Origin of the sequence: Mycobacterium aquaticum, assembly GCF_002086485.1 — a bacterium.
Classification (GTDB): domain Bacteria; phylum Actinomycetota; class Actinomycetes; order Mycobacteriales; family Mycobacteriaceae; genus Mycobacterium; species Mycobacterium aquaticum.
Genome location: NZ_MVHF01000002.1, coordinates 266,993 through 292,727, shown reverse-complemented (window position 1 = coordinate 292,727; position 25,735 = coordinate 266,993). Strand labels below are relative to the sequence as shown.

Here is a 25,735-nt window from a genome sequence, read left to right as displayed (position 1 = left end):
GAGACCCATGACCATCGACACGACCCGCATCCTGGGTCGGACCGGCGTGCGGGTGACCCCACTGACCTTGGGCACCATGAACTTCGGTCGCCACCAGACCGAACAAGAAAGCCTGCGGATCATCGGCGCCGCGCTCGACGCCGGCATCCGGGTGATCGACACCGCCGACGTGTACGGTCAGGGCGAGTCCGAGGAGATCGTCGGCAAAGCACTACGCGGGCGCCGCGACGACGTCGTGCTGGCAACGAAATTCAACGGCCAGATCGGGACCGACCCGTTGACAGCAGGCAACTCGCGCCGCTGGATCACCCGAGCCGTCGACGCCAGCCTGCAGCGCCTGGGCACCGACTACATCGACCTCTACCAGGCGCACCGACCCGACCCGCACACCAGCCTGCTCGAGACCCTGCAGACCCTCGACGGGCTGATCCGGCAGGGAAAGATCCGCTACTACGGCACTTCGGTGTTCCCGGCGCACGTGCAGGTCGAGGCGCACTGGCTGGCCGAACGCCACGGCCTCATCGCCCCGCATACCGAACAACTGCCGTATTCGCTCCTCGTGCGTGGTGCCGAACGCGAAGTGTTTCCGGTGGCCCAGCGCTACGGCGTCGGCATCCTGTCCTATGGCCCGCTGGCTGCCGGCTGGTTGTCGGGCAAGTACCGGATCGGCGCGCCACAACCCGCGTCAGCCCGCGCTGACCTCATCCCGGGACGATTCGACATTGCCGCGCAACGCAATCAGGCGAAGCTGACGGCGGCTGACGCGCTGGCCCGGCTCGCCGAGGACAACGGGCTCTCGCTCATCGAGTTGGCCCTCGGATTCGCCCTGAATCATCCCGCAGTCAGCAGCGTCATCATCGGGCCACGCACGAATGAGCATCTTGAGGCCTACCTCAAAGCCGCCACGGCGACGCTCGACGATCCCGTGCTGGACCGCATCGACGCGATCGTCGAGCCCGGCACGCAATTTCACGACCGCGACACCGGACGCGACACGCCCTCTCTACAACCCGACGCGCTGCGTCGCCGCCCCTGAAATCGGCTACCGAAAGGCACCCCACATGAGCTACGGCACCTTCGAAACCACCTACGCGGCCGCCGACGACCGCTACACCAAAATCGAGTACCGCCGGTCGGGTCATTCAGGGCTGGACCTGCCTGCCTTCTCGTTCGGCTTGTGGCAGAAGTTCGGCACCGACTATCCGTTCGAGACGCAACGCGAAATCATCCTGCACGCTTTCGATCTCGGCATCACGCACTTCGACAACGCCGACCGCTACGGCCCTCCGCACCGGGCCGCGCAACAGAACTTCGGCCGGGTGCTGGCCAAGGACCTCGCGCCGTACCGCGACGAACTCGTCCTGTCGACCAAGGCGGGCAACGACATCGGGCCCAGCCCTTACCTCAAGGGCGGGTCGCGCAAATCGCTGCTGCGGTCACTGGAACACAGCCTGCGCGATCTCGGCACCGACTACGTCGACATCTTCTACCACCACCGCCCAGACCCCTCCACCCCGCTGGAGGAGACCGTCGGCGCACTGGCTTCTGCGGTGCAGCAGGGCAAGGCGCTCTACATCGGCATCTCCAACTACCTGCCCGAACAGACTCACCAGATTGCCGAGCTGCTCCGCGCAGCCGGAGTGCCGCTGCTGATCCACCAGCCTCGGTACTCGATCTTCGACCGCGGCATCGAACAGAACGGGCTCCTGCAACTCGCCGACGACGACGGTTTCGGGCTTGTCGTCTATTCGCCTCTTGCCCAAGGTCTTTTGACCAACAAGTACCTCGAATCGATCCCCGACGGTGCCCGCGCGCTCAACAGCACGTTCCTCGATCCATCGGTGATCACAGACACCTACCGCCAGCGCACCGCCGAGCTGAACAAGCTCGCCGAGGCCCGTGGACAGTCACTGGCGCAACTCGCGCTGCAGTGGGTGCTGCGCCGGCCGGCGGTCACCTCGGCGCTGATCGGCGCGAGTTCCACCTGGCAGCTGGACCACAACGTCAAGGCGCTGGAATTCCCTGAACTCACGGCCGACGAGCTGGCGATCATCGATGAACACGGCATTCACGGCACGGGATCGAACCACTGAGATGCCTGACCGGACCGCCCCGATCGGAGCGGGCGTCGCGGGCGGTCGGGCCTTCCGGCTGGGCTTCCTGCTGCATTTGGACCGTGACATCCCGCCGGATGCCGCCTATCGCGAAGCCATCGAATTGTTCGTGGCGGCCGAGGAACTCGGATATGACTCAGGCTGGGTCATCCAGCGGCATTTCCGCCAGGGCAACGAGCACGTCGCCTCACCACTGGTGGTACTGGCAGCCATCGCGGCGCACACCCAACGAATCAAGTTGGGCACCGGCGTGCTCGTGCTCCCGCTGGAAGATCCACTGAGAGTCGCCGAGGACGCCGCCACGCTGGACGCCCTCAGCGGTGGCCGACTGGAGCTCGGGGTCGGGTCGGGGCCGTTCGCGGGGGCATGGAAAGCCTTTGGTCGCAACCTGTCTGATCGCCACAGCCTGTACTCCGAGTCGGTCCGTCGTCTGCACGCGGTGCTCGACGGCGCACCGGTCAACGATCTCGGCGAGGTCCTGCACCCATCGGGTGCAGGAGTCCGACAACGTCTGTGGCAGGCGACCACCAGCGACGCCGCATACGCGCACCCTGCGGCGCAGGCCGCGGCACGGGCCGGCGACGGTCTGCAGCTCTCGCGGGCCACTGCGTGGCAGGGCGGCACGACTGCTGACGCGCAGCAACATCAGGCCCAGATCATCGAGTCCTACCGGCAAGCCTGGGCGCATGCCGAGCGGGCACCGCGAGTGCAGGTGTCTCGCGCGGTGTATCCACACCCGGACCGACGAGAGGCAATCCGGCGCGTCACACCGGGGGTGCTGCGTTGGCAGAGTTGGACCACCTCCGGTGCCGTCCCGCCTCCTGGATCCGTCGAGGAATACCTACACAACGACCGGGCACTTGTCGGGCCCGGTGAGGAACTGGCGGCCCAGCTCGCCGGCGACCCTGCGCTGCGGAATGTGACCGACCTGCTGGTGAGCTTCGTGCCCGGCGTGCCGGACCGTGATGAGCACGTCAGGCTGCTCGAGGCCGCGGCTCGCGAAATCGCGCCGGCATTGGGATGGCATGCGGCATCCGAACCCCTGACGCCCGCATGCACCTGAACCTGTCGCTCATGACGCCAGGCCACTTCCGTACCGCCTGGCGGCTACCGCACGCGGATCCTGTCGCGCATCTCGACATCGACCACTTCACGCGGTTGGCACATATCGCGGAAAATGCCGCCATCGACGCGGTGTTCCTCGGTGACGGGCCCGCAATACACAGCGACATCGCCGATGCACCAGGGACCGGCATCGACCCCCTGGTACTGCTGGGTCACATCGCGGCGCTCACCGACAACCTCGGTGTCATCGTCACCAGCTCGACCACGTACAACTCGCCCTACAACCTGGCGCGCCGGTTTCAGGCCCTCGACCACGTCACCAAAGGGCGCTCGGCGGTCAATGTCGTGACTACCGGCACATCGGCGGCGGCCGCGAATTATGGTCTGGCTCAACATCCTGGCAAGGAGGACCGCTACCGACGCGCGTGGGAGTTCCTCGAGGTGGTGACCCGGCTCTGGGACAGCTGGGAACCGGACTGGCTGATCGCCGACAAGGAATCCGGACGGTACGCCGATCCAACCCGCATCCACCAGATCGACCACCGCGGCGAGTTCTTCTCCGTGGCCGGCCCCCTGCCCGTCCCCGCCGGACCGCAGGGTCGTCCTGTCCTCGTACAAGCTGGCGGCTCCGAAGGTGGCCTCAAACTCGCCGCCGATTTCGCCGACGTCGTGTTCACCGTGGCCCAGACACCTACCAAGGCAGTCGAGTTCCGCGAAGACATCCGGTCCAGGGCCGTGGCGGCAGGCCGCCATCATGACGACATAAAGATCTCGCTGGGCGTCGTGGTGCTGGTCGCCGACAGCGACGCCGAGGCCACCGCCCGTGCTGAACAGTTGTACGCGACCCTCCCGATCGAACGGCTGACCGCCGAACTCCTGGCCAATCTCGGACTCACCGAAGGCTCCTTCAGCCCCGACGATCCGATCAGTGCCTCCGATCTGCCGAAGGCGGCGCCGAGCAGCGGATTCTCCTCAGGATTCAACGCGTCCACCCGGGCATTGATCGCCGAACGGCCGCACACCCCAAGACAGCTAGTTCAACGCAGCGCCGGGGGATCCGGTCACCGGTTACTCGTCGGATCCGCAGAGCGCGTCGCCGACGACTTGCAGGCGTGGCTGGCCGCCGGCGCCGCAGACGGATTCACGATCATGCCCGCCGATACCAGCGTCGACCTCGAGAACTTCGCCACCCAGGTGGTACCCATCCTGCAGCGGCGCGGACTCTTCCAACAGGAGTACCGGGCGCCGACGCTTCGGGAGCGGCTGGACCTTCGCCCCCGGTGTGGGTTCGGTGCGAAATTCGAGTAGTCGAATTGGTGCGAGGCACCGCCCGTACGAGCATTGAGAATGGACTGTATGAACCGGATCCTGCAGGTGCTCGCCGGAGGTTTGGTCGTGCTCGGGGCGGTGCCCGCGGTTGCCGCGCACGCCGCCCCGGCCGTTCCCGACTTCTCGGCCTACCCCAAGGTGGCCGAGGACGATTACACGGTGCGGCCCGGCCTGGCGTATTCGGTGCGTGGATTTCGCACGCCGAGCGGGTTGTATTGCACATCGTCGAATCACCGCGCGATGTATGCGGTGAACTGCACTGGGCCCCTTATCGGCGCGCCTGATGGGGCGAACTGGGTGAATCTCTTCGAGTCGGGCAACATAGTCACCCCGGTGAAGTTCACCCAGGGCGACGCACCACAATCGGCCGACGTTCCCCAGTTCGAGGGCCACCCGATCAAACTGCTGCCGAAGGACACCGCGTACGCGTTCGACGATGCGGTGTGCGTGTGGACGGACACCATTGCGCTGGCGTGCCGGATCGGCTCAGGAGACCAGTACAACGGGTTCATCGCCACCAGTGACGCCGTCACGACGTTCGGCAACGTCTGAGCACTATTGCCGCCGAACCCACAACCGCTGGAACATGTCGGCAAAAGTACCCCCGAGAAGAATCGAACTTCCATCCTCAGCTTCGTAGGCTGTCGCTCTATCCGTTGAGCTACAGGGGCATTGGGTGAGCGGGAGGGGAGTTGAGCGGGGCACTTGCCCCCCGCCCGCTCGGGTGCGAGCGTCACACCGGTAGCGACGCTCGCGCGAACCTGTCACGCTGCCGCGGTTCGAACGGTTCGCGCATCATCCGCATGCCGGCTTCCTGCGGGGTGCGGTCACCCTTGCGGCCGTTGCATGCCTGGCACGCTGCCACCAAATTCAGCCAAGAGTCGGATCCGCCGCGACTTCTGGGCAGCACGTGATCGACAGTCTGAGCGCTTCCAGAGCAGTACACACAGGTGCTGCGGTCGCGGCGCAGGATGCCTTCGCGAGTTGCACGTTCGTTGTGCCGGTAGGGAATGTGCACGTATTCGCGCAGTGCGACCGACATGGGCAGCTCGATCACCAGCGAGGGGCCGTGGATGTGAACGGCAGGGCTGTGCCGATCGATGACGTACACGGCGTCGCGCAGAATCAGCTGGATGGCGTCCTGCCACGGTATTCGGGACAGCACGCGGTAGTCGGCGTTGTAGACCTCGACCGTCAGGTTGGGTGTCTGAATCGGCATGGCCGCGTGCCTCCTTTCTGGTTATCGTCGCGGACTTATGTTGGTCGCTCAGGATCTCGGCAGAAGTCATTACTGCACAGCATGTTTCGAGTTCCGCGCCGCGTGCAGATCGTCGTTCACCGGGCAGCGCGGTTCTGATGATGCTACGTAGAGCAGTGCTTGTAAACCGATATTCCGCTCGAGAAGTGCTGCACCGCAACGCAATTGAGGACAACGAAAGCTAGGAATGTCGGGCGACGTTCCTAGCGGGACAAACGGCCAGCGTGAGAGATTTATGAGATTCCCGGAGGCGCCTGGACTGGCCTTCGCCACTGCGCGGGATTTCGCCCCTCCAGATGCCGGCATGAGCGCCGACCGTTTCCACGCATGACAAAGCCGCCGTAGATGCGCGGTGCATCCCGGCCGGCATATAGTCGCTGCGCGCCATAAACATGCGATCAACGGTAGCAGCGGGGCGCAATACCTCAGCCACCTTTTTCACCCCGGCCGGTCCGCCGATGAATGCCCGCAGCGATCCGATGCGGACGCTGTTGTGACGTAACGCCTTTTGCGTTGTCAAGGTTCGCCGACGACGGCCGGTCTCAACCTGGGTCAGGCGGCGTTCTGGGCAGCTCCGACGTACAGGTTTTTCACAACATTAAATTCTGTTTCTTACTGCGAAACATGGGTACTGTGCTCTGCATCACACCGTGAGGTGCGTTCGTCCGCTGCACGCCGCAGCCCCGCGAAGGGACGCGACATGACGTCGACCCCCGTAGGCCAAGAACCGAAATTGCACAAAGGCACCAACTGGTGGGGTGCCTTCGTCATCGGTTTGGCCGGCCCCATCCTCGTCACCGGCATCGACCCCCCAGCTGTCCAGGCCTTAGGGGCCGCCGCGATACCCCTCCTGGCTGTCACGACAGCGATAGGGGTGCTGTTGTGTCTGTTCGCCGCCGAACTCGCCGCCGTCATGCCGCACCGCACCGGCGGACTGCCCTCCTACACCACCGAATCCTTCGAACTGGTCCACCCCGCCACCGCCACCCACCTCGGCGGCCTCTCCGCGTGGGCCTATTGGCTGGGCTGGTTCCCCGTCGCCCCCATCAACATGATCCTGGCCTCGGCCTACATCACCCAGCTGTTTTCCATACCGCAGGGTCCGTCATTTCTGCCGTTCGGCGGTTTGGGTAGCCCGATTTCCTTGGCGGTCCTGATCATCTCGATCGTGGCCATCGCGATCATGTACGTGCCTGCCTACTTCGGCATCAAACTGGGCGCCGAATTCGCCACCATCTTGGGCATCGTGTCCATGGCACCACTGACCCTGCTCATCCTGCTGCCGCTGTTCCACCCGAGCTCGATACACCTGAGCAACCTCGCCGGCTTCCATTTCGCCCCCGGCGTCACCGGTAGCCCCACGATGATCCTGGCGTGGATGTTCGTCATGACCTGGTCGGTGCTGGCCATGGAAGCCGCCGCCTGCTACCTCGGCGAATGCCGCAACCCCGCACGCGACGCCAAGATCGCCATGACCATGGAAGGCATCTACGGGTTCTTCATCTTCGTATTCATGGCTGTCGCGCTGGTTGCGGTGCTGGGAGTCGCCAAAGACGCCGACCCGCTCACCATCTTCTCCGCACTGATTACCGGCGTCACCGGCACCACCGGCGGCTGGGTGGAATGGGCATTGGGATTGCCCCTCATCGTGGCCCTGCTGCTCTCGGTACTCAACGCGATCATGGGCTGCGCCCGTTCGCTGTATCAAGCCTCCGAGGACGGCATGCTGCCCCGCTGGTTCGGCCGCCTCAACACCCACGGCGTACCGGCACGAGCGATGGCATTCAACGTGGTCTGTTCGTTCCTGGTCCTGCTGTTCGGCAGCCCACTGCGGATCTACATCTTCTCCAACATGGGCTACCTGTTCTCCGCCGGTCTCGTGTTCTTCGCCTACTTCGCCCACCGCCAGACACGTCCATCGGTGCACCGCCCCGTGCGACTGCCGGGCTTCATGCGCTGGGTCTCCCTCGCCATCGGATTGTTCGTCCTGGTGCTGTGGCTCTTCGGCGGCTGGAACAGCCCATCGATCGTCGTCGGCACCACGAGCCACACCCTGTTCTTCGTCGGCGTCTTGATCCTCGCCGCCTACGTCCCCCTGCACCTCTGGCGACGCATCACCGACCGCCGTCTGCAACCGACACCCATCCTCGTTGAGCCCGCACCCGAACCCGAACCGGAACCCGTATGAACACGCGCTTCAAACGCCGCCGCGGCGACCAGCAACCCACCTCACCCCGCGATGTCGTCGTCGTTCTACGGCCCGACGCCCCGGCGTCCGACGCACTGTTCAAAGCCGCTCGCGCCGCAGGCGGCACCGCGACAGTCGTGGTGCCGCTCAAGATCCACGGTTATTCGCTCGGGATGCCCAACCCTGGACTCATGCCCACTGCGCGAGAATCGGCCGCAGCCAACACCGGGGTCACCAAGGCCGTGGACCGGCTGCGTCGCGCGGGTGTCGACGTGGACGGTCAGATCGTCGTCACCCGCCACGCCGACCGTGCGATCACACGAATTGTTCGCCTACGTGGCGCAACGCGGGTCCTGATGGAAACGTCGACCTCCAGTCCGCTTCGGCGGTTCCTGGAGGGCGACTTGCGTCGCCAGCTCGCACGCCGACTAGAACCTCGCGTGACCGTCGAATCGATACCCCGACCCTGATGCACTAGCTGTCGGCTCCTGCACCGTGGCCAGATCCACAATCGAAGTCTCAATGAGCGTGCCGCATCGCCATTTTGGTGATGCGGCACTCTTGTTGTCTAAAGGCTCGGGCCTACCAGTGGTCGAAGACGACGGGAAGTTTGTCGTGAGCGGGATTGAAGGCGAGCACACAGCACAATCCCTTTCGAATCAGCTACAGGCCAGCACACCACGTCAAATATGCTGTACATCAACAGTTTCCACCAGGCTCAGCAGAGCTGTGGAGTTGTGGCTGCAGTGCTATGCCAGCACCGGGAACGAGCCGCAGCTGCGCGATCTCGTCGGTCGGGTGGTGGTGTCGCGAGCCCTTCCCCAGCGGATGCGGCAGCACGATGTGCAACCGTATCCTCGCCTGACGGGTTACCCGCCGACGTGCACGATCGGTCGACGTTGCACATCGGGTTCGGCCTGGCGAAGTACTTCGCGGGTAACGGGTGCGGTCTCGCCTTGACCGAGCAGGACGAACCGAGCCAAGTGGGCCAACGGGTTGCCTTCGGTCCATTGGAAATGCAGGTGAGGCAGCAGGCCAGTGTCGTCGCGCACGCGCAACATCAACGCGGCCAAGGCGTTCGGCGCTGCAGAGCTCTCCAGCCTCAAGAGATGGTGTCCGGCGGTGTCAATCCCGTGGACGGTCAGAGTGGATGAGAACTCTGAGGGGTCGATCACCTCAACCTCGACGACGATGACATGCGCGTCCGGCGGGATCGGGTTGAGCAGCCGCTGCTGGTGTTCTTTTTCTTCCAGCTCTTCGGCGGTCTCGTCACAGCGATACCGGTGGGCGATGAAATGCAATGCGCCCGCGGTAATTCCGTCGGCGATGAAGCGCAGCGCCAGCTCATCGAACTCGATGCGTTCGTGGCGCAGTTCGGTGCTGCGACTGATCCGAGAGGCCAGAGAAACCACCACCATCGCGACGATGAACAGCATGGAGATGACGATGCCGTCCGGCTTGTCGATGATGTTCACCACCACGGCGTATGCCAGTAGCGCGGTGACGATGGAGAAGCCGATCGTGGCGCCGGTGCGGTGATATCGGTGCATGGCCAGGGTCACCGCGAATGCCCCGGACATCATCATGACCAGGATGCCTGTGGCGTAAGCGCCCGCCTGAGAGTCGACGTCCGCCCCGAACCAAATGGTGATCGCGATGGCGATGGCGGTGTTGAGCAGCACCACCGGGCGTACTGCGCGGCCCCATTCGGGAGCCATGCCGTATGAAGGCAGGTAGCGCGGCACGATGTTGATCAGGCCGGCCATGGCTGACGCGCCGGCGAACCACAGGATCAGGATTGTGCTGATGTCGTATGCGGTGCCGAAGCCATTGCCGAGCAGGCCGTGAGCAAGGTATGCCAGTGCGCGCCCGTTCGCCTGCCCGCCTGCGGCGAACTCCGGGGCGGGGATCAGCACGGTGGTGATGAAGCTGGTCGCGAGCAGGTAGGCACTCATGATGAACGCCGCGGTGCCGAGAAGCTTTCGGGTGCGGGCAATTCGGCTCTTCCGCCGTTCCTCCTCGGTTCGGCCGTCAGCCTTGATCAGCGGCATCATGCTCACCCCGGTCTCGAACCCCGACAGGCCGAGCACCAGCAGCGGAAACGCGATGAACGCTGTCATGAGGGCGTTTCCCGCGCCGCCAGTGGACAGCATCGCTGTGAACCAGTCGTGCACGCGGAAAGGTTGGCCGATACAGGCGAGAACCCCGGCGATCACCACAACCAGATTCAGGCCGAGGTAAGCCACCACCAGCGGCACCGCGACGATGACTGCTTCGCTGAAGCCGGCCAGGAACACCCCGCCCAGGATGAGCAACAAGATTACCGTGATGACGACCGGGTGTCCGTCGAAAGCCTTTGGCGTGAACGGGTTCTCGATCAGGTGCGCGCTGGCATCAGCTGCCGACAGGGTGATGGTGATGATCCATGAGGTCACCACGAACCCCAAAAGCACCAGCACGAGCAGCTTTCCGCGCCAGAACGGCAACAGCCGTTCCAGCATCGCCACCGATCCCTGCCCGTGGGGACTTTCCTGGGCCACCCTGCGGTACATCGGCAACATGCCCAGCAGGGTCAGGAACACGATCAACAGTGTGGCCAGCGGCGAGATCGCACCGGCGGCCAATGCGGCGATTCCCGGCGTATACCCAAGACTGGAAAAGTAATCCACGCCCGTCAGGCACATCACCTTCCACCAGGCGTTCTCCTCGTGGTGCTCCTCGGACACCTCCGGCCCGGTGATCGACGTGACCTGTGCACGCATCAGCCAACGAACGAACGGGCTCGCTGAACGCTTGGGCCTGCTCGGCGCCGGAGCGGCGATTACAACATCGGGATGGCCGGTCTGGGTCATCGTGTTCCTCCACGAACGGCGGTTGGCTAGTAGGGCACATGGGCATGGTTCGGTCAGGGCGACAGCGGAACCCCAGATGAGATGGCGTCGTGCAGGACAGTCCATCCGGTACTGGGAGTTCCGCTGTCTTTCCTGGGCCCCCCACCTGGCGTGTCATGGTCGCCAGAGGCCCGATCATGGTGGTCGGTCGTGGCTACCGACCGAGGGGGTTTCGTTTTCTGTTAGACCTGATTCCGCTGCGGTGTCGGACGCGGCGGGCCAATGCCAGGCTTATGCGGGTTCAGGTTCGGGTTCGACGGGGGCGGGCGTGGCTTGGATGCGGCGGTCGGTGATACGACGCCACATGTGCAGGGGGACGTAGGCGCCCAGGACGAGAACGCCGACGAAGAACAGGGTGTGGCTGGGAGTGCCGATGACGATCGATGGGCTGTTCCAGCCGCCGAAGAGCCACAGCACGGTGCAGAAGACTCCGATGGCCAGGGCGACCCAGCGCATGAAGCCCGGGAGTCGGACGGGGCGGTGGATGTCGGGGCGGGTGTGGCGGTGGGCGAAGTAGGCGAAAAAGACCAGGCCGCAAGAGAAGAGGTAGCCCATGTTGGAGAAGATGTAGATCCGCAGCGGGCTGCCGAAGAGTAGGACGATCACCGAGCACACGACGTTGAACGCCATGGCGCGGGCGGGCACGCCGTGAGTGTTGAGGCGGCCGAACCAGCGCGGGAGCATGCCGTCCTCGGAGGCTTGATACAGCGAGCGGGCGCAGCCCATGATCGCGTTGAGCACCGAGAGCAGCAGGGCCACGATAAGGGGTAGGCCAAGGGCCCATTCCACCCAGCCGCCGGTGGTGCCGGTGACTTTGGTGATCAACGCGGAGAAGATGGTGAGCGGGTCGGCGTCCTTGGCGACACCGAGGACCAGGACGAGTACGACTGCCATCATGACGAAGATGAAAAAGCCGTAGATCCCTTCGATGGTCATGGCGATCTTGGCGTCACGGGCGGGGTTACGGCATTCACCGAGGTAGCAGGCGGCGGCCTCCATGGCCAGCACCGACCAGGTCATGACGAACATCCACGCCAAGATCAGGGTCGGGCTACCGGTGACGCCGGAGGCGAAATGGAAACCCGCGAGATTACTCAGCGTCATGGAGCTCGGACGGAACAGCGGCAGCAGGATGAGCAGGGTCAGCGGAGCCATGGAAACGATGCCGAGGACCGTGGCGAATTCGGCGCCCAGTTTGATGCCGAAGTAGGCAGGGACATACATGATCGCGATGGCGACGATCGAGATGATCAGCACCGACAGCGTGATGGGGCTACCCAGTCCGCCGAACGGCAGAAACGACGGGCCGGTGGGGATGGAAAACAGCTGCGTTATGTAGGCCGAGGCCAAGATCATGTTGATGGGGGCGACGGGAAACCAGCCCAGCCAATAGGCCCACGCGGAGAGGCCGCCGAGGTGGGTGGCGGTGGCGGGGTGGACCAGTTCGAAGGATTCGGTGGTGTAGGAGGGCAGCCCGCCGGTGCGGTGCGGCATGACGGCGGCGAGTTCGGCGGCGAACAGACACAACAGCACCCCGATGCCGGTGGCGATGGCCAGCATCGGCACCGCCGCGGCGCCGAGGGCTTGCACGGCCGGCGGGTCGATGCCGGTGACGAGGATGGGGCCGGCCAAACCGATGACGAAGGCACCCCACCAGTTGGTGCCTTTGTGCAGTTTGGGCTCGGGGCCAACGGGGTTCGACGACGTCATACCGGGAGTCCCTTCGCGGGCGCTGCAACGTGCAGCGGACGAACGCACCTCAGCGGTGTGATGCGGAGCACAGTACGCCTGTTTCGCGCCAAGAAACAGAATTTAATGTTGTGAAAAACCTGTACATCGCAGCAGCCAGAACGCCGCCGCCCGCTCATCAATCAGGCCACCCACCGACGAATTTTGACAAGGCAAAAACCTTACGCCGCAACAACCTCCATCCTCGCCTCACAAATCATTCAACGCGGCGTCAATATGCCTGTAGATATTCTCGTCGACGGAGTTCGATCCGCCCCATCACTCCGTCCGGGCGACAAAGCCTCTCGCCTGCCACCCGAAGACTCCGAAATATCGGCGACCGCTCGCGACCGGTCGTCGGCACTCCGAATGACTCGTGACTGCGGCTACTGCTGGGCCGCTACCACCGGACGGAATGCTCCGCGGTAACGCGCCGCCGGATGACGATCATTGATGAGGTCGGTGCCGAACAGTTTGGCGCGCACGGTTCCCGGTGCGTATTCGCGCTGCGCAAGGCCCCGGCGTTGCAGCACCGGGATGACGTGATCGACGAACTCCTCGTAGCTGCCGGGAATGGTGGCATTGACCACGTTGATCCCGTCCACCCCGGCATCACGCCACCGCTGCAGCTGATCAGCAATGCTCTCCGGGGTTCCGACGACCCGAGAATTGCGTCCCTGCAACAGTCCGAGGTCTCGCACGGTGGCCGGCCGGCCGGACACCGATTCCTGTACCCATTGCACGATGCTGCGGGTGCCGTCGGTATCGGCGATGTCGCCGAGAGGGGTGTCCAGGTCGTGGCCGCCGAAGTCGACGCCGACGGCTCCGGACAGATGGGCGACCATGCCGTCGAGGTCGATTGCTTCGTCGAGGTCGAGTTCTTTTCGGCGCGCCTCCTCCTCGGTGCTGCCTATCACGAAATGCAGACCCTGAAAGAACTTCAGGTCACCGGGCTTGCGCCCCGCGGCAACCACCCGGCGCCGCGTGTCGTCGATCAGGTCACGCGCCGCGTCCGGCCCGGGACTGATGATGAACTGCGCTTCGGCGTTGCGGGCAGCGAAATCACGCCCGGCCAAGGATGATCCGGCTTGGAACAGGACCGGTGTTCGTTGCGGCGAGGGTGCCACCAGGTGTGGACCCTCTACCCGGTATCGCTTGCCGGCGTGATGGATCTTGTGGATCTTGCTGAAGTCGCCATGCAGTCCGCGGACGCGGTCCTGCAACAGCGCGCCGTCGTCCCAGGATCCCTCCCACAGCTTGTAGGTGACGTCGACGTATTCGTCGGCCCACCGGTAGCGCTCATCGTGCTCCTCCAGTCCGTCATAGCCGAAGTTGCGGGCGGCGTTGGCCAAGGCGCTGGTGACGATGTTCCAGGCGATGCGTCCGTGGGACGCGTGATCGAGGGTCGAAATTTTGCGGGCGAAGTTGAACGGGTGTTCCTGGATCACCGAGCTGGTGAGGGCGATTCCGAGGTCGGTGGTGTTGTAGGCGATGGCCGACGCGATGACGCTCGGATCGTTACTCGGGATCTGCAGTCCGCCCTGCACGTACTTCTCATAGGAGCCGCCGTAGTCACCGTAGAGCCCCACGACATCGGCGAAGAATATGAAGTCGAACCGGCCCCGTTCGAGGACCTTGGCCAGATGCACCCAATGCTCCAACGAATTGAAGTCGGTCTGGCCCGCACCGGGCTGTCGCCATAACCCCTGCAGGATATGCGAAGTGGTATTCATGACGAAGGCGGAGAAATGCAGAGGTGGTGTGGGCGAGGTCGACATTCACCGAATCTGGCGATGAAATGCGGCATGGTGCAACCATTTCGATCACGATGCGTCGCATTTCCAGCGGCCCTCCCCATGGCGCTCACGATGAGCAAGACCATCGGCCGGAGCCGTGGCGCCGGCTACCTTCTGCCCGATGACTTCCGATGAGCGACGCGCCATCGACTCGGTTCTGGACCGCCTGGACACCTACGGATTGGGCCGGCGACAGTTCGTCAAACTGCTGGCGGGCAGCGCGGCCGCACTGACCGCGGCAGGGGCGCTGACCGCGGTCGGCCGTCGTGATGCGGCACGAGGAGACGCGGTCGCCTACACCGACGGCCAGTTCGCCCTGCTGAACTGGTCGGCCACCGGTGACTATCAGGTGCAGTGGGCCAAGGCCTTTCAAGATGCGGCCAGTCAGCTCGGCTACAAGAGCGTAGTTCTCGACGGCAAAATGGACGCGGCCGTGCAGTCCAATCAGTTCAACCAGCTGCTGACCCAGAAGACCACGGCCATCTTCGTCGGGCTCAACGACCCTGGCGCCTTGCCCACCCTGGCCCATGACGCCAATGACGGGGGTGTGCTGTTCCAAGCGGCGTGGAACTCGCCGGCCTGGTACACGCCATGGCACAGCGACGCCGACGGGGACAAATACAACACGTTCCTGATGCCCGACGAGTACATCGCGGTCGGCAAGGCCGTTGACGTGCTTGCCCGCAAGATCGGCGAACAGGGCACCATCGTGCGCGTCGGTGGCTACTACCCGTCGATCGACGGCTGCGAAGTCCAGCGTCGTCTCGCGGTCTACGACACTCTCAAGAAATACCCGAAGATTCGCTTCGCCGGCGAACTGCATGCCAAATACGACGCCGACCTCTCGCAGCGCGCGGCCGCAACGCTGTTGGCCCGCTACCCCGACACCGTCGGCATCGTGGCCGTCAACGACGACGCGGCCACGGGCGTCGTCGCCGGCATCGAAGCGGCAGGCAAGGTGCCGGGCAAGGATATCTTCGTTGTGGGCGCCAACGGCTCCACCGCGGGCATCGACCGAATCGTCACAGGCAAGCAACTGGCCACGACGGGCAACGTGCCCGCCTATCCGTCGTTCTTCACCCTCGCCCAGTTTCATGACCGGTTGCGTGGCTGGAAACCCGAACCCGCCGAACGCTTCTACGGCTGGCACGCCGAGATCATCACCGCCGAGAACGTACACGCCTTCAAGTCCCGCTACGTCGACGGGCCCATCGCCCAGTCGTTCGACGTGAAGCTGTTGTCACGCACCGAACACCCCGCAGACTTCGACCTGCAGTTCGACGCCTATCCGGTTGAGGACCTCGAGTCCATCTGGCCAGGCGTGCCCAAGCCCAAAGACTTCCAGTATCCGGAGCCCTACCTGCAAGCCAGACGCAACGGTGATTTCGACCGGATCCGGGCGCTCTACAAGGCGCACTACCGCACGCCAGTACTGGCACCGTCGCCCTACCGTCTGAAAGATACGCCATGACAACGCAAATACGACTCGAGGCGCACGGAATCGTCAAGACGTTCGGTGCCCACCGAGCCCTCAAAGGTGTCGACCTCACCGTCGGGGACGGCGAGGTGGTGGGCCTGATCGGCGAGAACGGCGCCGGGAAGAGCACCATCCTCAACATTGTGTCCGGAGTGTTGGCCCATGACGCGGGGTCGCTGTGGCTCGACGGCAAGGAGATTGCCCCCAAGACCTACCAGGAAGCCAATCGGCTCGGGATCTTCCGAGTATTTCAGGACCCGAACCTTATCGATTCGCTCGCCGTCTACGAGAACGTGTTCTTCGGCTGGGAGCACCTCTTCCGCACCCGCAGCGGCGGATTGGACCGACGTGCGCTGCGAAAGGCGGCGTCCGAGGCATTGTCACGGGCAGAGGTGGACGGCGTCGATGTATCCGCACCGACCGGCCGGCTCAGCCCGGGTCAGAAACAGAGTCTCGACATCGCCAGGGTCACCGCGCTCGCCGAACTGCTTGACGTGCAGCGGCCGGTGGTGCTCTTCGATGAGCCGACCACCGCGCTGGATTCCGAACATGAGGACAACTTCCTGCGACTGCTCGAGCGGTTGCGTGGGGTCGCGGCCGTGGTCTTCGTCTCCCACCGGTTGCCGGAGATCATCGAATCCACCGATCGGGTCACGGTATTCAAAGACGGCGAGTCAGTGGCCGACCGACCCACCGCAGGCGTCGACGAGAACGAGCTGCACCGGCTGATGGTCGGCAGGGTCCGCGCCGAGAACTACTACCGCGAACACACCCAGCGGTCGATCGAACCGCAGCAGCAGGCGCGGCTGGTCGTCGAATCGGTATCCGGGGCCGGAGTGCTGCGTGATGCGACGCTTGAGGTGGCGCCCGGCGAGATCGTCGGCCTGGCCGGCACCGAGGGTTCCGGCAAGCGCGTGTTGGGCGAGATCATTGCCGGCGTGGTACCCGCCACCACCGGGCGAGTTCTCCTCAACGGCAAGGAAGTCCGTGGCGGAATCGCGGCTCACGTGCAGGCCGGGATCGCCTACGTGCCACCGGACCGATCTGTGAAAGGTCTGATCACCTCGTCGTCGATCGTCGACAACATCCAGTTGGCCTCCTTGCACGACCGGTTGGCCACTCGCCGAGTAGGACTGTGGGCGGTAGGACGGGCCAGAAAGCTGGCCCAGCGTTATGTCGACGAACTGGGCATCGTTGCCGACAGTCTCGACGCGCCGGTGTCATCGCTGTCCGGAGGGAATGCCCAAAAGGTGCTCATCGCGAAATGGTTGTTGCGCGAGCCGGATGTGCTGGTCTTGGACGAACCGACCCAAGGTGTGGATACCGGTGCGCGCGAGGGTATTTACGATCTGCTGCGCAGGGTTGCCGCCACCGGCACGTCGATCATCCTGGTCAGCGACGACCTACCGGAACTGATCGGCCTGTCCAATCGGGTCGCGGTCATCACCGACGGGCGCCTGGTGACCACCGTGCATGCACCCGCGGACAACAAGCCTGACGAACACGACCTGGTTGCGCTGATGCTGCCGGGTACCACCGCCCTCCCTACCACCATTGGATGACCACATGACCGCCGAACTGTCCACACCTGTACCAGTTTCCGAGTCCACGCCGGCCGCTGCGGGCACTACACCACGACGCCTGTCGAGCGGGATCAATCTGGTACGCGATGTGTTGCCGCTGGCCGCACTCTTGGCGCTCGTACTGTTCTTTTCGGTACGCGCGGAGGCCTTCCTCACCGCCGCGAACCTGACCTTGATCAGCGGTCAGGCCGGAATCCTGCTGCTCGCGTCGCTGGGCGCCACGTTGGTGATCGTGGCAGGCAGTGTCGACCTGTCCGTCGGCTCGATCGCCCTGCTCACCGGCGCCGTCGTGGCCTGGTTGATCAACAACGGGACCGGCAATCCGATTGTGGTGCTGTTCATCGCGATTGCAGTGGGAGCGGCGATCGGTGTGCTCAACGGGGTGGTCTTCGCCTACGGCCGGGTTCCGTCGTTCATCGCCACCCTGGGCACGCTGTCACTGTTCGCCGGGATCGGCCTGACCGTTCTGCAGGGCAGCACCATCAACTTCACCGATCAGGCGATCCGGAATCTGGCGATCGGACAGTTGATCCCGAACATCCAGAACGCGGCCCTGATCGCATTGGTGGCCCTCGGTATCGTCTGGTTCTTCGCCCGCCGCACCCGTTTTGGGTTGTACGTCTACGCGATCGGCGGTAACGAGCGTGTGGTGGAGTTGGCCGGCGTACGCACCCGGAGGGTGAAGGTTCTCGTGTTGCTGGTCTCCGGTATCACCGCGGGATTGGCTGGTCTACTGCTGACCGCTCAACTGGGAGCGGCCGGGCCGACGTTGGGGTCGACGATCTTGCTCGACTCGGTGGCCGCGATTGTCATCGGCGGAACCGCGCTGTCGGGCGGGGTCGGCGGGGTTGGCCGCACCGTACTCGGGGTGCTGATCCTCACGGTGTTGTCCAACGGCCTCAATCAGATCGGCGCCGCGGATTACACCCAGACCATCATCAAGGGCTTGGTGATCATCGTCGCCGCAGTGTTCACCATGGCTTCACAACGCAAACTCATCGTGAAGTAGCGCGATCGGAGCCGGGTCAACCGGCTTGCGCAGTGACCCGAGAGCGGCGATCCGGCACTCGCTCCAGGTCGAGATGACCGCGCAGGGTGCTGTGCCGGTATTCGTGTCGGAACAGCCCGCGCGCCCGCAGGATCGGGATCACGTGGTCCACGAACAGCTCCAGGCCGGACGGGAACACATCGGGCATCAGGTTGAAACCATCGACCGCCCCTGCGCGGAACCACTCCTCGATCGCGTCGGCGATCTGCTCCGGTGAACCGATCACCAAACGGTGCCAAGTGATCACGCGATCCAGCAGCTGCCGAACGGTGAGCTGCTCCCGACGCGCGAGATTGACGACGATGTCCCGAGCTCCCTGGGAGCCACCGATCGTTTCGGCGCCGTCGAGCAGCCATTTCGGCAATGGACTGTCCCAGTCGAGTTCGGCCGGGTCGACGCTGAGCTGTGCGGCCAGAAACGCCAGCCTGCGCTCCCCCGCCAGTTCGTTGAGCTCGGTATTGCGCCGCCAGGCCTCTTCTTCGGTGCTGCCCAGGACGAACGACAATCCCGGCATGATCCGAATGGCGTCCCTGGGCCGACCGTAAGCGACTGTGCGGGAACGTAGTTCGTCAGCATTGCGCAGAGCGTCGGCCAACGATGCCTGCGCGGCGAAGACGCCGTCGGCGTATCTCCCTGCGAGGTCGAGCCCGCCAGGGGAACCGCCCGCCTGGAACAGCACAGGGTGGCCCTGCGGGGATCGCGGGAGTGTCAGCGGACCGGTGACGTTGAAGAACTCGCCGCGGTGGTCGATCGTGTTGATCGACCCGACTCTGCTGAAGGCGCCTCTTATCTTGTCACCGAGCACAGCGTCGTCGTCCCAGGAGTCCCAGAGCGCGCGCACCACGTCGATGAATTCGGCGGCGCGCCGGTATCTTTGGGCCCGGGTGGGCTGCTCTGCCACCTCGTCGCCGTGCCCGAAGTTGCCCCACGCGTACGGATCGCTGCTGGTCACCACGTTCCAGGCAGCGCGCCCGCGGCTGAGGTGGTCCAGCGACGCGAACCGCCGCGCGATGTTGTACGGCTCTTCGAACGATGTCGAGACCGTTCCGATCAGCCCGAGATGGGTCGTGGCCGACGCCAACGTCGACAACAGCACGATCGGGTCAAGGGCGAGCGGCGGAGCCACCAACGGCTCTCCCGGCGGCTGAAACAGCGAAGGGCTGTCTGCCAGGAACAACGCATCGAGGGTGCCGCGCTCGGCCGTCCTGGCTACCTGGATCCAGAACGCGGGATCGCTGAACCAGTTCGGGTCTGACTCGGGGTATTGCCATGCTGCGGGGTGCATACCGTCGGAGAGGACGTTGACACCCAGGTGCAGTTCGCGTGTGCTCATCTAACTGTGTTCTCCTGGCAGGGCGAGCTTCTTGACATCGGGATCGGTTGCGATGAAGGTTTGCACCCGCGGATCGTTGAAAGCCTTGATCAGGTTCTGGATGTTCGCCGTGTTGATGTAGTCGCTGCCCACGGTCAGCACGGAGGCGAACTCGTCGGGAGACTTGGGCGCAAAGATCAGTTTTTCCTCGGGAACCCCCGCTGCCAGAAAGGATTCCGCGTATCCGACGATGGCGTCCAGATCCCGAAGTGCCCGCGGCTGGGCGCCGAAGTCGAGCAGCTCGAACTGCAGGTTGCGCGGATTGGACGCGATGTCTCGTACGGTCAGTGCGGTGGTATCCGCACCGGGTCGCAGCGTGACCAGTCCGGCCTGAGCGAGGTACCAGATTCCTTGGGCGTTGTTGGCGGGATCAGCCAGCAGCGACACTCTGGCGCCGTTGGGAATCTCCTGCGGTGTCCGGTATTTGTCCGACCATATTCCGAAAACCCAGTGGAAGAACGGCCCGGTGGCGGCCTGCTCGCGGAAACCCGGATTTGCGTCCAGCACCTGCTGCAACCAGTGGCGATGCTGGAAGATCGTCCCGGCGAAACGTCCATCGCTGATCGCGCTGTTGATCTGGGTGCTGTCGCCGAGCCCGACCCCTGCCACCTTGATGCCGTAGTCGGCAGCGATATTGTTGCCGATGTAGTCGATAATCCGTTGCTCAGCGGGATTGGAATCGAGGTAGACGACCTGAAGCGTCGCTCCCGCCGTCTCATTCGCCGACGTCGCTGCGCCACCGCGGCTGACCAACACGTATGCCGCAACCCCAATGATGACGACCACTGCGATCAATGCGTACGGCCACTTGCGACGCTTGGCGATGGTGAAACCGTGGTCCTCCGCCGGATGCGCGGGAGTCGGTGTAGTGGTCATGATGCGGCTCCTGCGGTTCTGACGTGGGCCCGTGCCCGTCGGTGCGATGTGGTGTATCGGACGAGCGCGTCGCCGACCAGCTGAACGATGGCCACGACGATGATGAGGATGACGATGGTGGCCACCATGACCAGCTGGTCGAATCGTTGATATCCGTATGTGACTGCCACATAACCGATTCCACCGGCGCCGATGGTGCCCGCGATGGCGGAGTAGTCAATCATCCCGATGATGGTGATGGTCAGCCCCCCGAGGATCGACGGAACCGCCTCATGCAGTTGGGCCGTCCGGATGATCTGCAACCGAGACCCGCCCGAGGCGCGCGCGACGTCGACGACGTACTGCGGTACCGAACGCAGAGAGTTCTCGACGATCCGGGTGAAAAAGGCGGTGCCCGCCAACGACATCGGCACCACGGCCGCCGCTATACCGATATTCGTCCCCGTGATGAGCCGGGTGAACGGGACGATGGACGCCATCAAGATCAGGAACGGCAATGACCTGCCGATGTTGACGATCCAGGCCAGTGGCGTGTGCAGCGCCGGGTTTTCGTACAGCCCGCCTGGTGCGAGATTGTGCAGCAGCGCCCCGAAGGGCACACCGACAGCGACGACGATCGCCATCACGATGCCGACCATGATCACCGTATCGATCAGAGCAGGTAGTAACAGCCCAGGAAGGTCGCCCAGCGGAACCTTCATGCTGGCGAGAACGGACTCGGTCATGCCACGCCCTCCAGTGGGGCGCTCCGATCGCGTGGCACAGCCGACAGCCCGTATGCGCTCAGCACCCCGGTGACCCTGGGCGTCAGGTCGGCGGGTACCGCGATGGTGGCACTTCCGACGCTGACGCCACCGACCACCTGCACCGAGGCGCCCAGAACCGACAGTGCGACACCGAGATCGGCCGAAGCCCGGCCGATCCAGTCCGCCGGCACGTCCGGCGCCTCATAGATCACCTGCCATACCCCTTGTCCTGCAGTCGGTTCAGCGTCGACCCGGTGTGGCCGCAATTCGGCGCCCAGCGTCGACCCGGCGTCGGTCAGAAGATCGATCAGCCGCCCGGATTCGACGATGCTCCCGCGGTCGAGCCGGGCCACCGAGTCGGCGACCTTGAGAACTGCATCCATTTCGTGAGTGATGAAGACGATGGACAACTTGAAGTCATCGCGCAGTTCACGCAACAGTCCGAGGACGGAGTCCGTGGTGATCGGATCCAGCCCGGCAGTGGCCTCATCAGAGAGCAACACCGACGGCCGCAGCGCCAGCGCCCGAGCGATACCTACACGTTGCCGCTGTCCACCGGAAAGCTGGAACGGGTAATGCTGCGCACGTTCGGCCAGCCCGACACGGTCGAGTAGCTCATTGACCCGCGTCCTGGTCTCCGCGGCGGTGACGCCTAGATACTCCAACGGCATCGCAACGTTCTCCGCGGCAGTGCGTCGTTCGAGAAGGCCGGCCGACTGGAATACCGTCCCGATCCTGCGGCGTGCGACACGCAATTCGCGGCTGGACAACTGGGTCAGGTTCTCCCCGTTGACGACAACCGACCCGGAGGTCGGCGGGGTCAGCAGATTGATGCACTGCGCGAGGGTGCTCTTTCCAGCTCCGCTGGGTCCGATCACCGCAAAGATCTCTCCGGCGTCGACCCGGAAGTTGATCCGATCCAGGACCACCGTTTGCTGGACTCCGTGGCCGTAAACCTTGGACAATTCGGCCAGTTCGATCATCTGTGGGCACACTCCCTTTGACGCCCAAATAACCCGAGACACCACGGAGATTGACAGAAGCACGATGGGCTGCCCAGCGTTCCGATCAACGTGACGGGATCATGTCTCGGTCGATGTCCGCCGAAAGCACGGCAGCGCAGCCGGTAGGCGTCCGCCGAGAAGCATTTCGTCATCAATGCGCGCGAAGTCCATAAGAATCTGTCGGATTCGATCACTGACGCAGCGGATTCAGTTGAGGCACACTACAGACCAATCTGGTCGCTCTGCGCCGTCGCGTCATGACGGCTCAGCATGCCGCCCAGCCGGCATCCCCGGCGCGGTGACCACTCAGAGCGCCTGCGCCCATCAACTGGGCCAACTCCTTACCGAAGCGAAACGAGATGACATGCCTTCCGCGCGTCGAAAACGCCTGATCCTCAATGGTTTCACCATGTCGGCGGTCGGGCATATCTCGCCCGGCTTGTGGCGACACCCTGACGATCACGCATACCGTTATCGTTCGCTGAAGTACTGGACCGATCTGGCGCAATTGCTGGAATCAGGCGGATTCGACGCGCTCTTCATCGCCGACGTCCTCGGCCCCATCGAGGTGTACCAGGGCAAGACCGATGCGGCGTTGCGCAATGCCACGCAGATGCCGGTCAGCGATCCTCTGCTGGCGGTTTCGGCGATGGCAGCGGCAACGCGTCATCTGGGTTTCGGTGTGACGGTGTCGACGTCATACGCACAGCCCTACCTGCTGGCACGAACATTCTCGACCCTGGACCAACTGACCGACGGTCGGATCGCCTGGAACGTCGTCACGTCGATGATCGACAGCGCCGCACGCAATCTGGGGCTGTCGGAACAGTTCGACCACGATGAGCGCTATGACCGCGCTCAGGAGTTCCTCGACGTCACGTACAAGCTCTGGGAAGGGTCGTGGGAAGACGAAGCCGTGCTGCGTGATCGCGCCGCCGGCGTCTACACCGACCCCGCGAAAGTGCACCGGATCGACCATCACGGAAAGTACTACGACGTGGTGGGCCCTCATCTGTGCGAACCGACACCACAGCGGACCCCGGTGATCTTTCAGGCCGGCGCATCGGCTCGGGGCCAAGAGTTCGCAGCACGAAACGCCGAATTGGTCTTCCTCGGAGGGCGCGACGCTCGCGAGATCGGACGCAGCGTCACCCAGATCAAACGGCGCGCCGCCGCAGCGGGCCGCGACCCCGAGGCCATCAAGTTCATCACATCCGTGACCGTCATCACCGGTCCCGACGACGCCACTGCGCAGTCCAAGCATGCTGATTACGTTGGCTATTCGAGTACGGAGGGGGCATTGGCGCTGTTTTCAGCGTTCACCGGACACGACTGGTCCGGTCACGATCTCGATGAAGTCGTCCAACGCACCGAGACGAACGCATCACAGTCGACGCTGGCTTCCGGACGCGGACAGACCCTGCGCGACATCGTGGACACCATGGCGCTCGGAGGCTTGCACCCGACGATCATCGGTGGCCCGCACCGCGTGGCCGATCAACTCGAAGCGCTGGCAGAAGAAGCCGACCTCGATGGTTTCAATCTGGCGCATGTGGTGAGCCCCGGTTCATTCGAGGATTTCATCGAATTCGTGGTACCCGAGCTACGCCGCCGCGGTCGGCTGCCCAACAACTATCTTCCAGGCACATTGCGCGAGAAGCTCAGCGAAACCGCTTCTCCTGCAATCCGTGATGATCATCCTGCGTCGGCCTACCGGATCGGTGCCCGCGCGACGGCCCGAGCATGACATCTGAGATTCAGTCACCTCCCGTCTCGCCACTACGGGATGTCCGCGAGCCGCTCGTGCGCTTGACCGGGGTGACCAAGACGTACCGCAACCATGACGGTGGCCGGTTCACTGCCCTCGACAACGTGTATCTCGACATCACTCGTGGTTGTGTGCACGGCATCGCAGGGTTCAGTGGCGCCGGCAAGTCCACCCTGCTGCGGACCATCAACATGCTCGAACGACCTGAGTCGGGTGCCGTCGTAGTCAATGGTGAGGACCTGACGACGTTGTCCGAGCGAGCTCTACGCGCCCGGCGCCGCGCCATCGGCATGATCTTCCAGGAATTCAACCTGCTGGCGAACAAGACCGTCGTGGAAAACGTCGAATTGCCGTTGAGGTTGGCGAAAGCCGGCCGCGCGGCCAGGCGTGAGAAGGCGCTGGCATCGCTTGCGGCTGTGGGACTCGAGGACAAGGCCTTCGGGTACCCGGAGCGGCTGAGCGGAGGACAGAAACAACGCGTTGGTATCGCGCGGGCTCTCGTCACCGAACCCGAGGTGCTGCTGTGTGATGAGGCAACCTCCGCACTGGACCCGCGCACCACCGACGAAATCCTCCAGCTGTTGCGTGGCATCAACTCCGAACGCGGTATTACCATCGTCGTCGTCACACACGAGGTGCACGTCATCAACGCTGTGTGCGACCGGATCTCGGTGATGGAGCGCGGGGTGATCGTCGAGAACTTCAGCTTGGGCGCCCCGATCAGACCGGAAACCTCCATTTCGCGATATCTGTTCGGTCAGGCTGACCGGCCGTCGCGGGGGTGGGAGGTCGCCGATGCTTGAGAAAGTGCACGGCGTACTACCCGAGATCGGCATCGCGACCGCCCAAACCGCGTACATGTTGGTGCTGACCCTGGTCGTGGCATTCATCTTCGGTGGAGCGCTCGGCATCTGGCTGTACATGGTGCGTCCGGACTCCCTGGCGCCCAATCGATCGCTTTATCTCGTGCTCGACGCAGTGGTGAACTTCGTCCGCTCCTTCCCCTTCTTGATCCTGCTCATCTCGGTGATCCCGTTGACGCGTTTTGTGGTCGGCACCGCGATCGGGACCACGGCGGTCGTGGTGCCCCTGTCGATCAGCGCGATTCCCGAGTTCGCTCGGCTGGTCGAGCAGGCGCTGCTGGATGTTCGTCGGGGAGTGGTCGAGGCAGGACAAGCCTTCGGCGCCAGCCGGTTACAGCTGATCCGTCACATCCTGTTGGTCGAGGCACGGCCAGGATTGATCAATGCGTTCACCATTCTCAGCGTCATCTATCTGTCGGCCACGACCGTTGCGGGGCTGGTGGGTGGTGGCGGTCTGGGTAATTTCGCCATCACGTTCGGCTACTACCGCTACGAGCCCGCCATCATGGCTGCGACCGTGCTGGTGATCGTCCTGTGGGTGCAGGTGATCCAGATGGCCGGAAACTACTTCGTCCGCCATACGGACAAACGCAAACGTTGAACCCACCCCGTTCCCATTCGCTCAAAAA

Annotated in this window: 21 protein-coding genes and 1 tRNA gene; 13 read left to right on the top strand and 9 right to left on the bottom strand. The window is 64.0% G+C overall.

The window, feature by feature from the left end; all coding sequences use genetic code 11:
* Positions 1-7: 7 nt before the first annotated feature.
* From BST13_RS03210 to BST13_RS03190, 5 genes are read left to right on the top strand one after another with little or no spacing between them, the layout of a single operon-like run.
* Positions 8-1,036 carry an aldo/keto reductase gene (locus BST13_RS03210; RefSeq protein ID WP_083160538.1) on the top strand — a complete coding sequence of 343 codons (1,029 nt, stop codon included), beginning with the start codon at positions 8-10 and terminating at the stop codon, positions 1,034-1,036.
* Positions 1,037-1,061: 25 nt separating this feature from the next.
* The gene (locus BST13_RS03205) at positions 1,062-2,093 is read left to right on the top strand and encodes an aldo/keto reductase (protein WP_083160536.1); all 1,032 of its coding nucleotides are present in this window, start codon (positions 1,062-1,064) and stop codon (positions 2,091-2,093) included.
* Between the two features lies 1 nt (position 2,094).
* The gene (locus BST13_RS03200) at positions 2,095-3,177 is read left to right on the top strand and encodes an LLM class flavin-dependent oxidoreductase (protein ID WP_083160534.1); all 1,083 of its coding nucleotides are present in this window, start codon (positions 2,095-2,097) and stop codon (positions 3,175-3,177) included.
* Between the two features lie 11 nt (positions 3,178-3,188).
* Complete coding sequence (locus tag BST13_RS03195; protein ID WP_245839297.1) at positions 3,189-4,487, top strand: NtaA/DmoA family FMN-dependent monooxygenase; 1,299 nt, start codon at positions 3,189-3,191, stop codon at positions 4,485-4,487.
* Positions 4,488-4,535: 48 nt separating this feature from the next.
* A complete protein-coding gene (locus BST13_RS03190) occupies positions 4,536-5,060 on the top strand; it encodes a hypothetical protein (RefSeq protein WP_083160530.1) in 525 nt (174 codons plus the stop codon).
* Between the two features lie 47 nt (positions 5,061-5,107).
* Here BST13_RS03190 and BST13_RS03185 read toward each other — a convergent pair.
* Positions 5,108-5,179, bottom strand: a tRNA-Arg gene (locus BST13_RS03185).
* 62 nt (positions 5,180-5,241) lie between these two features.
* A complete protein-coding gene (locus BST13_RS03180) occupies positions 5,242-5,727 on the bottom strand; it encodes an HNH endonuclease (RefSeq protein ID WP_083160528.1) in 486 nt (161 codons plus the stop codon).
* A 739-nt stretch (positions 5,728-6,466) separates the two neighbouring features.
* Here BST13_RS03180 and BST13_RS03175 point away from each other — a divergent pair.
* Together BST13_RS03175 and BST13_RS03170 are read left to right on the top strand one after the other, a co-directional pair.
* Complete coding sequence (locus BST13_RS03175; RefSeq protein WP_083160526.1) at positions 6,467-7,954, top strand: APC family permease; 1,488 nt, start codon at positions 6,467-6,469, stop codon at positions 7,952-7,954.
* The gene (locus tag BST13_RS03170; protein ID WP_083160524.1) at positions 7,951-8,424 is read left to right on the top strand and encodes a universal stress protein; all 474 of its coding nucleotides are present in this window, start codon (positions 7,951-7,953) and stop codon (positions 8,422-8,424) included. The genes BST13_RS03175 and BST13_RS03170 overlap by 4 nt, the downstream gene beginning before the upstream one ends.
* A 399-nt stretch (positions 8,425-8,823) precedes the next feature.
* Here BST13_RS03170 and BST13_RS03165 read toward each other — a convergent pair whose 3' ends face one another.
* The 3 genes from BST13_RS03165 to BST13_RS03155 all read right to left on the bottom strand — a co-directional run bounded on the left by BST13_RS03165 (position 8,824) and on the right by BST13_RS03155 (position 14,351).
* On the bottom strand, positions 8,824-10,806 hold the full coding sequence (locus BST13_RS03165; RefSeq protein WP_083160522.1) for an APC family permease: 1,983 nt from the start codon (positions 10,804-10,806) through the stop codon (positions 8,824-8,826).
* Between the two features lie 270 nt (positions 10,807-11,076).
* The gene (locus tag BST13_RS03160; protein WP_083160520.1) at positions 11,077-12,555 is read right to left on the bottom strand and encodes an APC family permease; all 1,479 of its coding nucleotides are present in this window, start codon (positions 12,553-12,555) and stop codon (positions 11,077-11,079) included.
* A 404-nt stretch (positions 12,556-12,959) separates the two neighbouring features.
* Entirely contained in the window at positions 12,960-14,351 is a 1,392-nt protein-coding gene (locus tag BST13_RS03155; RefSeq protein ID WP_083160518.1) for an LLM class flavin-dependent oxidoreductase, read from the bottom strand.
* Between the two features lie 139 nt (positions 14,352-14,490).
* On the opposite strand from BST13_RS03155, the gene BST13_RS03150 reads away from it, so the two are divergent.
* From BST13_RS03150 to BST13_RS03140, 3 genes are read left to right on the top strand one after another with little or no spacing between them, the layout of a single operon-like run.
* Positions 14,491-15,840, top strand: coding sequence for a sugar ABC transporter substrate-binding protein (locus BST13_RS03150; protein ID WP_083160516.1), 1,350 nt, complete (start codon positions 14,491-14,493; stop codon positions 15,838-15,840).
* Positions 15,837-17,408: a sugar ABC transporter ATP-binding protein gene (locus BST13_RS03145; protein ID WP_083160514.1), complete on the top strand. Its 1,572-nt coding sequence runs from the start codon at positions 15,837-15,839 to the stop codon at positions 17,406-17,408. The genes BST13_RS03150 and BST13_RS03145 overlap by 4 nt, the downstream gene beginning before the upstream one ends.
* 4 nt (positions 17,409-17,412) lie before the next feature.
* The gene (locus BST13_RS03140) at positions 17,413-18,438 is read left to right on the top strand and encodes an ABC transporter permease (RefSeq protein ID WP_245839295.1); all 1,026 of its coding nucleotides are present in this window, start codon (positions 17,413-17,415) and stop codon (positions 18,436-18,438) included.
* A 16-nt stretch (positions 18,439-18,454) separates the two neighbouring features.
* Here the strand turns inward: BST13_RS03140 and BST13_RS03135 are convergent, their stop codons facing one another.
* The 4 genes from BST13_RS03135 to BST13_RS03120 are packed head-to-tail and all read right to left on the bottom strand — an operon-like array spanning position 18,455 to position 22,454.
* Positions 18,455-19,810, bottom strand: coding sequence for an LLM class flavin-dependent oxidoreductase (locus tag BST13_RS03135; protein WP_083160510.1), 1,356 nt, complete (start codon positions 19,808-19,810; stop codon positions 18,455-18,457).
* Positions 19,811-20,725, bottom strand: a complete 915-nt coding sequence (locus BST13_RS03130; RefSeq protein ID WP_083160509.1) for a MetQ/NlpA family ABC transporter substrate-binding protein — start codon at positions 20,723-20,725, stop codon at positions 19,811-19,813.
* Entirely contained in the window at positions 20,722-21,450 is a 729-nt protein-coding gene (locus BST13_RS03125; RefSeq protein WP_083160507.1) for a methionine ABC transporter permease, read from the bottom strand. Before BST13_RS03125 ends, BST13_RS03130 begins: the two co-directional genes overlap by 4 nt.
* Positions 21,447-22,454 (bottom strand): methionine ABC transporter ATP-binding protein, encoded by a 1,008-nt coding sequence (locus BST13_RS03120; protein ID WP_083160505.1) that lies wholly within the window; start codon positions 22,452-22,454, stop codon positions 21,447-21,449. Before BST13_RS03120 ends, BST13_RS03125 begins: the two co-directional genes overlap by 4 nt.
* A 385-nt stretch (positions 22,455-22,839) precedes the next feature.
* Between BST13_RS03120 and BST13_RS03115 the strand changes: the two genes are divergently transcribed.
* Genes BST13_RS03115 through BST13_RS03105 form a run of 3 tightly spaced genes read left to right on the top strand, consistent with a single transcriptional unit; the run spans position 22,840 to position 25,707 of the window.
* Complete coding sequence (locus tag BST13_RS03115) at positions 22,840-24,222, top strand: LLM class flavin-dependent oxidoreductase (protein WP_083160503.1); 1,383 nt, start codon at positions 22,840-22,842, stop codon at positions 24,220-24,222.
* On the top strand, positions 24,219-25,046 hold the full coding sequence (locus tag BST13_RS03110) for a methionine ABC transporter ATP-binding protein (RefSeq protein ID WP_083160501.1): 828 nt from the start codon (positions 24,219-24,221) through the stop codon (positions 25,044-25,046). The genes BST13_RS03115 and BST13_RS03110 overlap by 4 nt, the downstream gene beginning before the upstream one ends.
* Positions 25,039-25,707 carry a methionine ABC transporter permease gene (locus BST13_RS03105; RefSeq protein WP_083160499.1) on the top strand — a complete coding sequence of 223 codons (669 nt, stop codon included), beginning with the start codon at positions 25,039-25,041 and terminating at the stop codon, positions 25,705-25,707. Before BST13_RS03110 ends, BST13_RS03105 begins: the two co-directional genes overlap by 8 nt.
* The last annotated feature ends 28 nt before the right edge of the window (positions 25,708-25,735 follow it).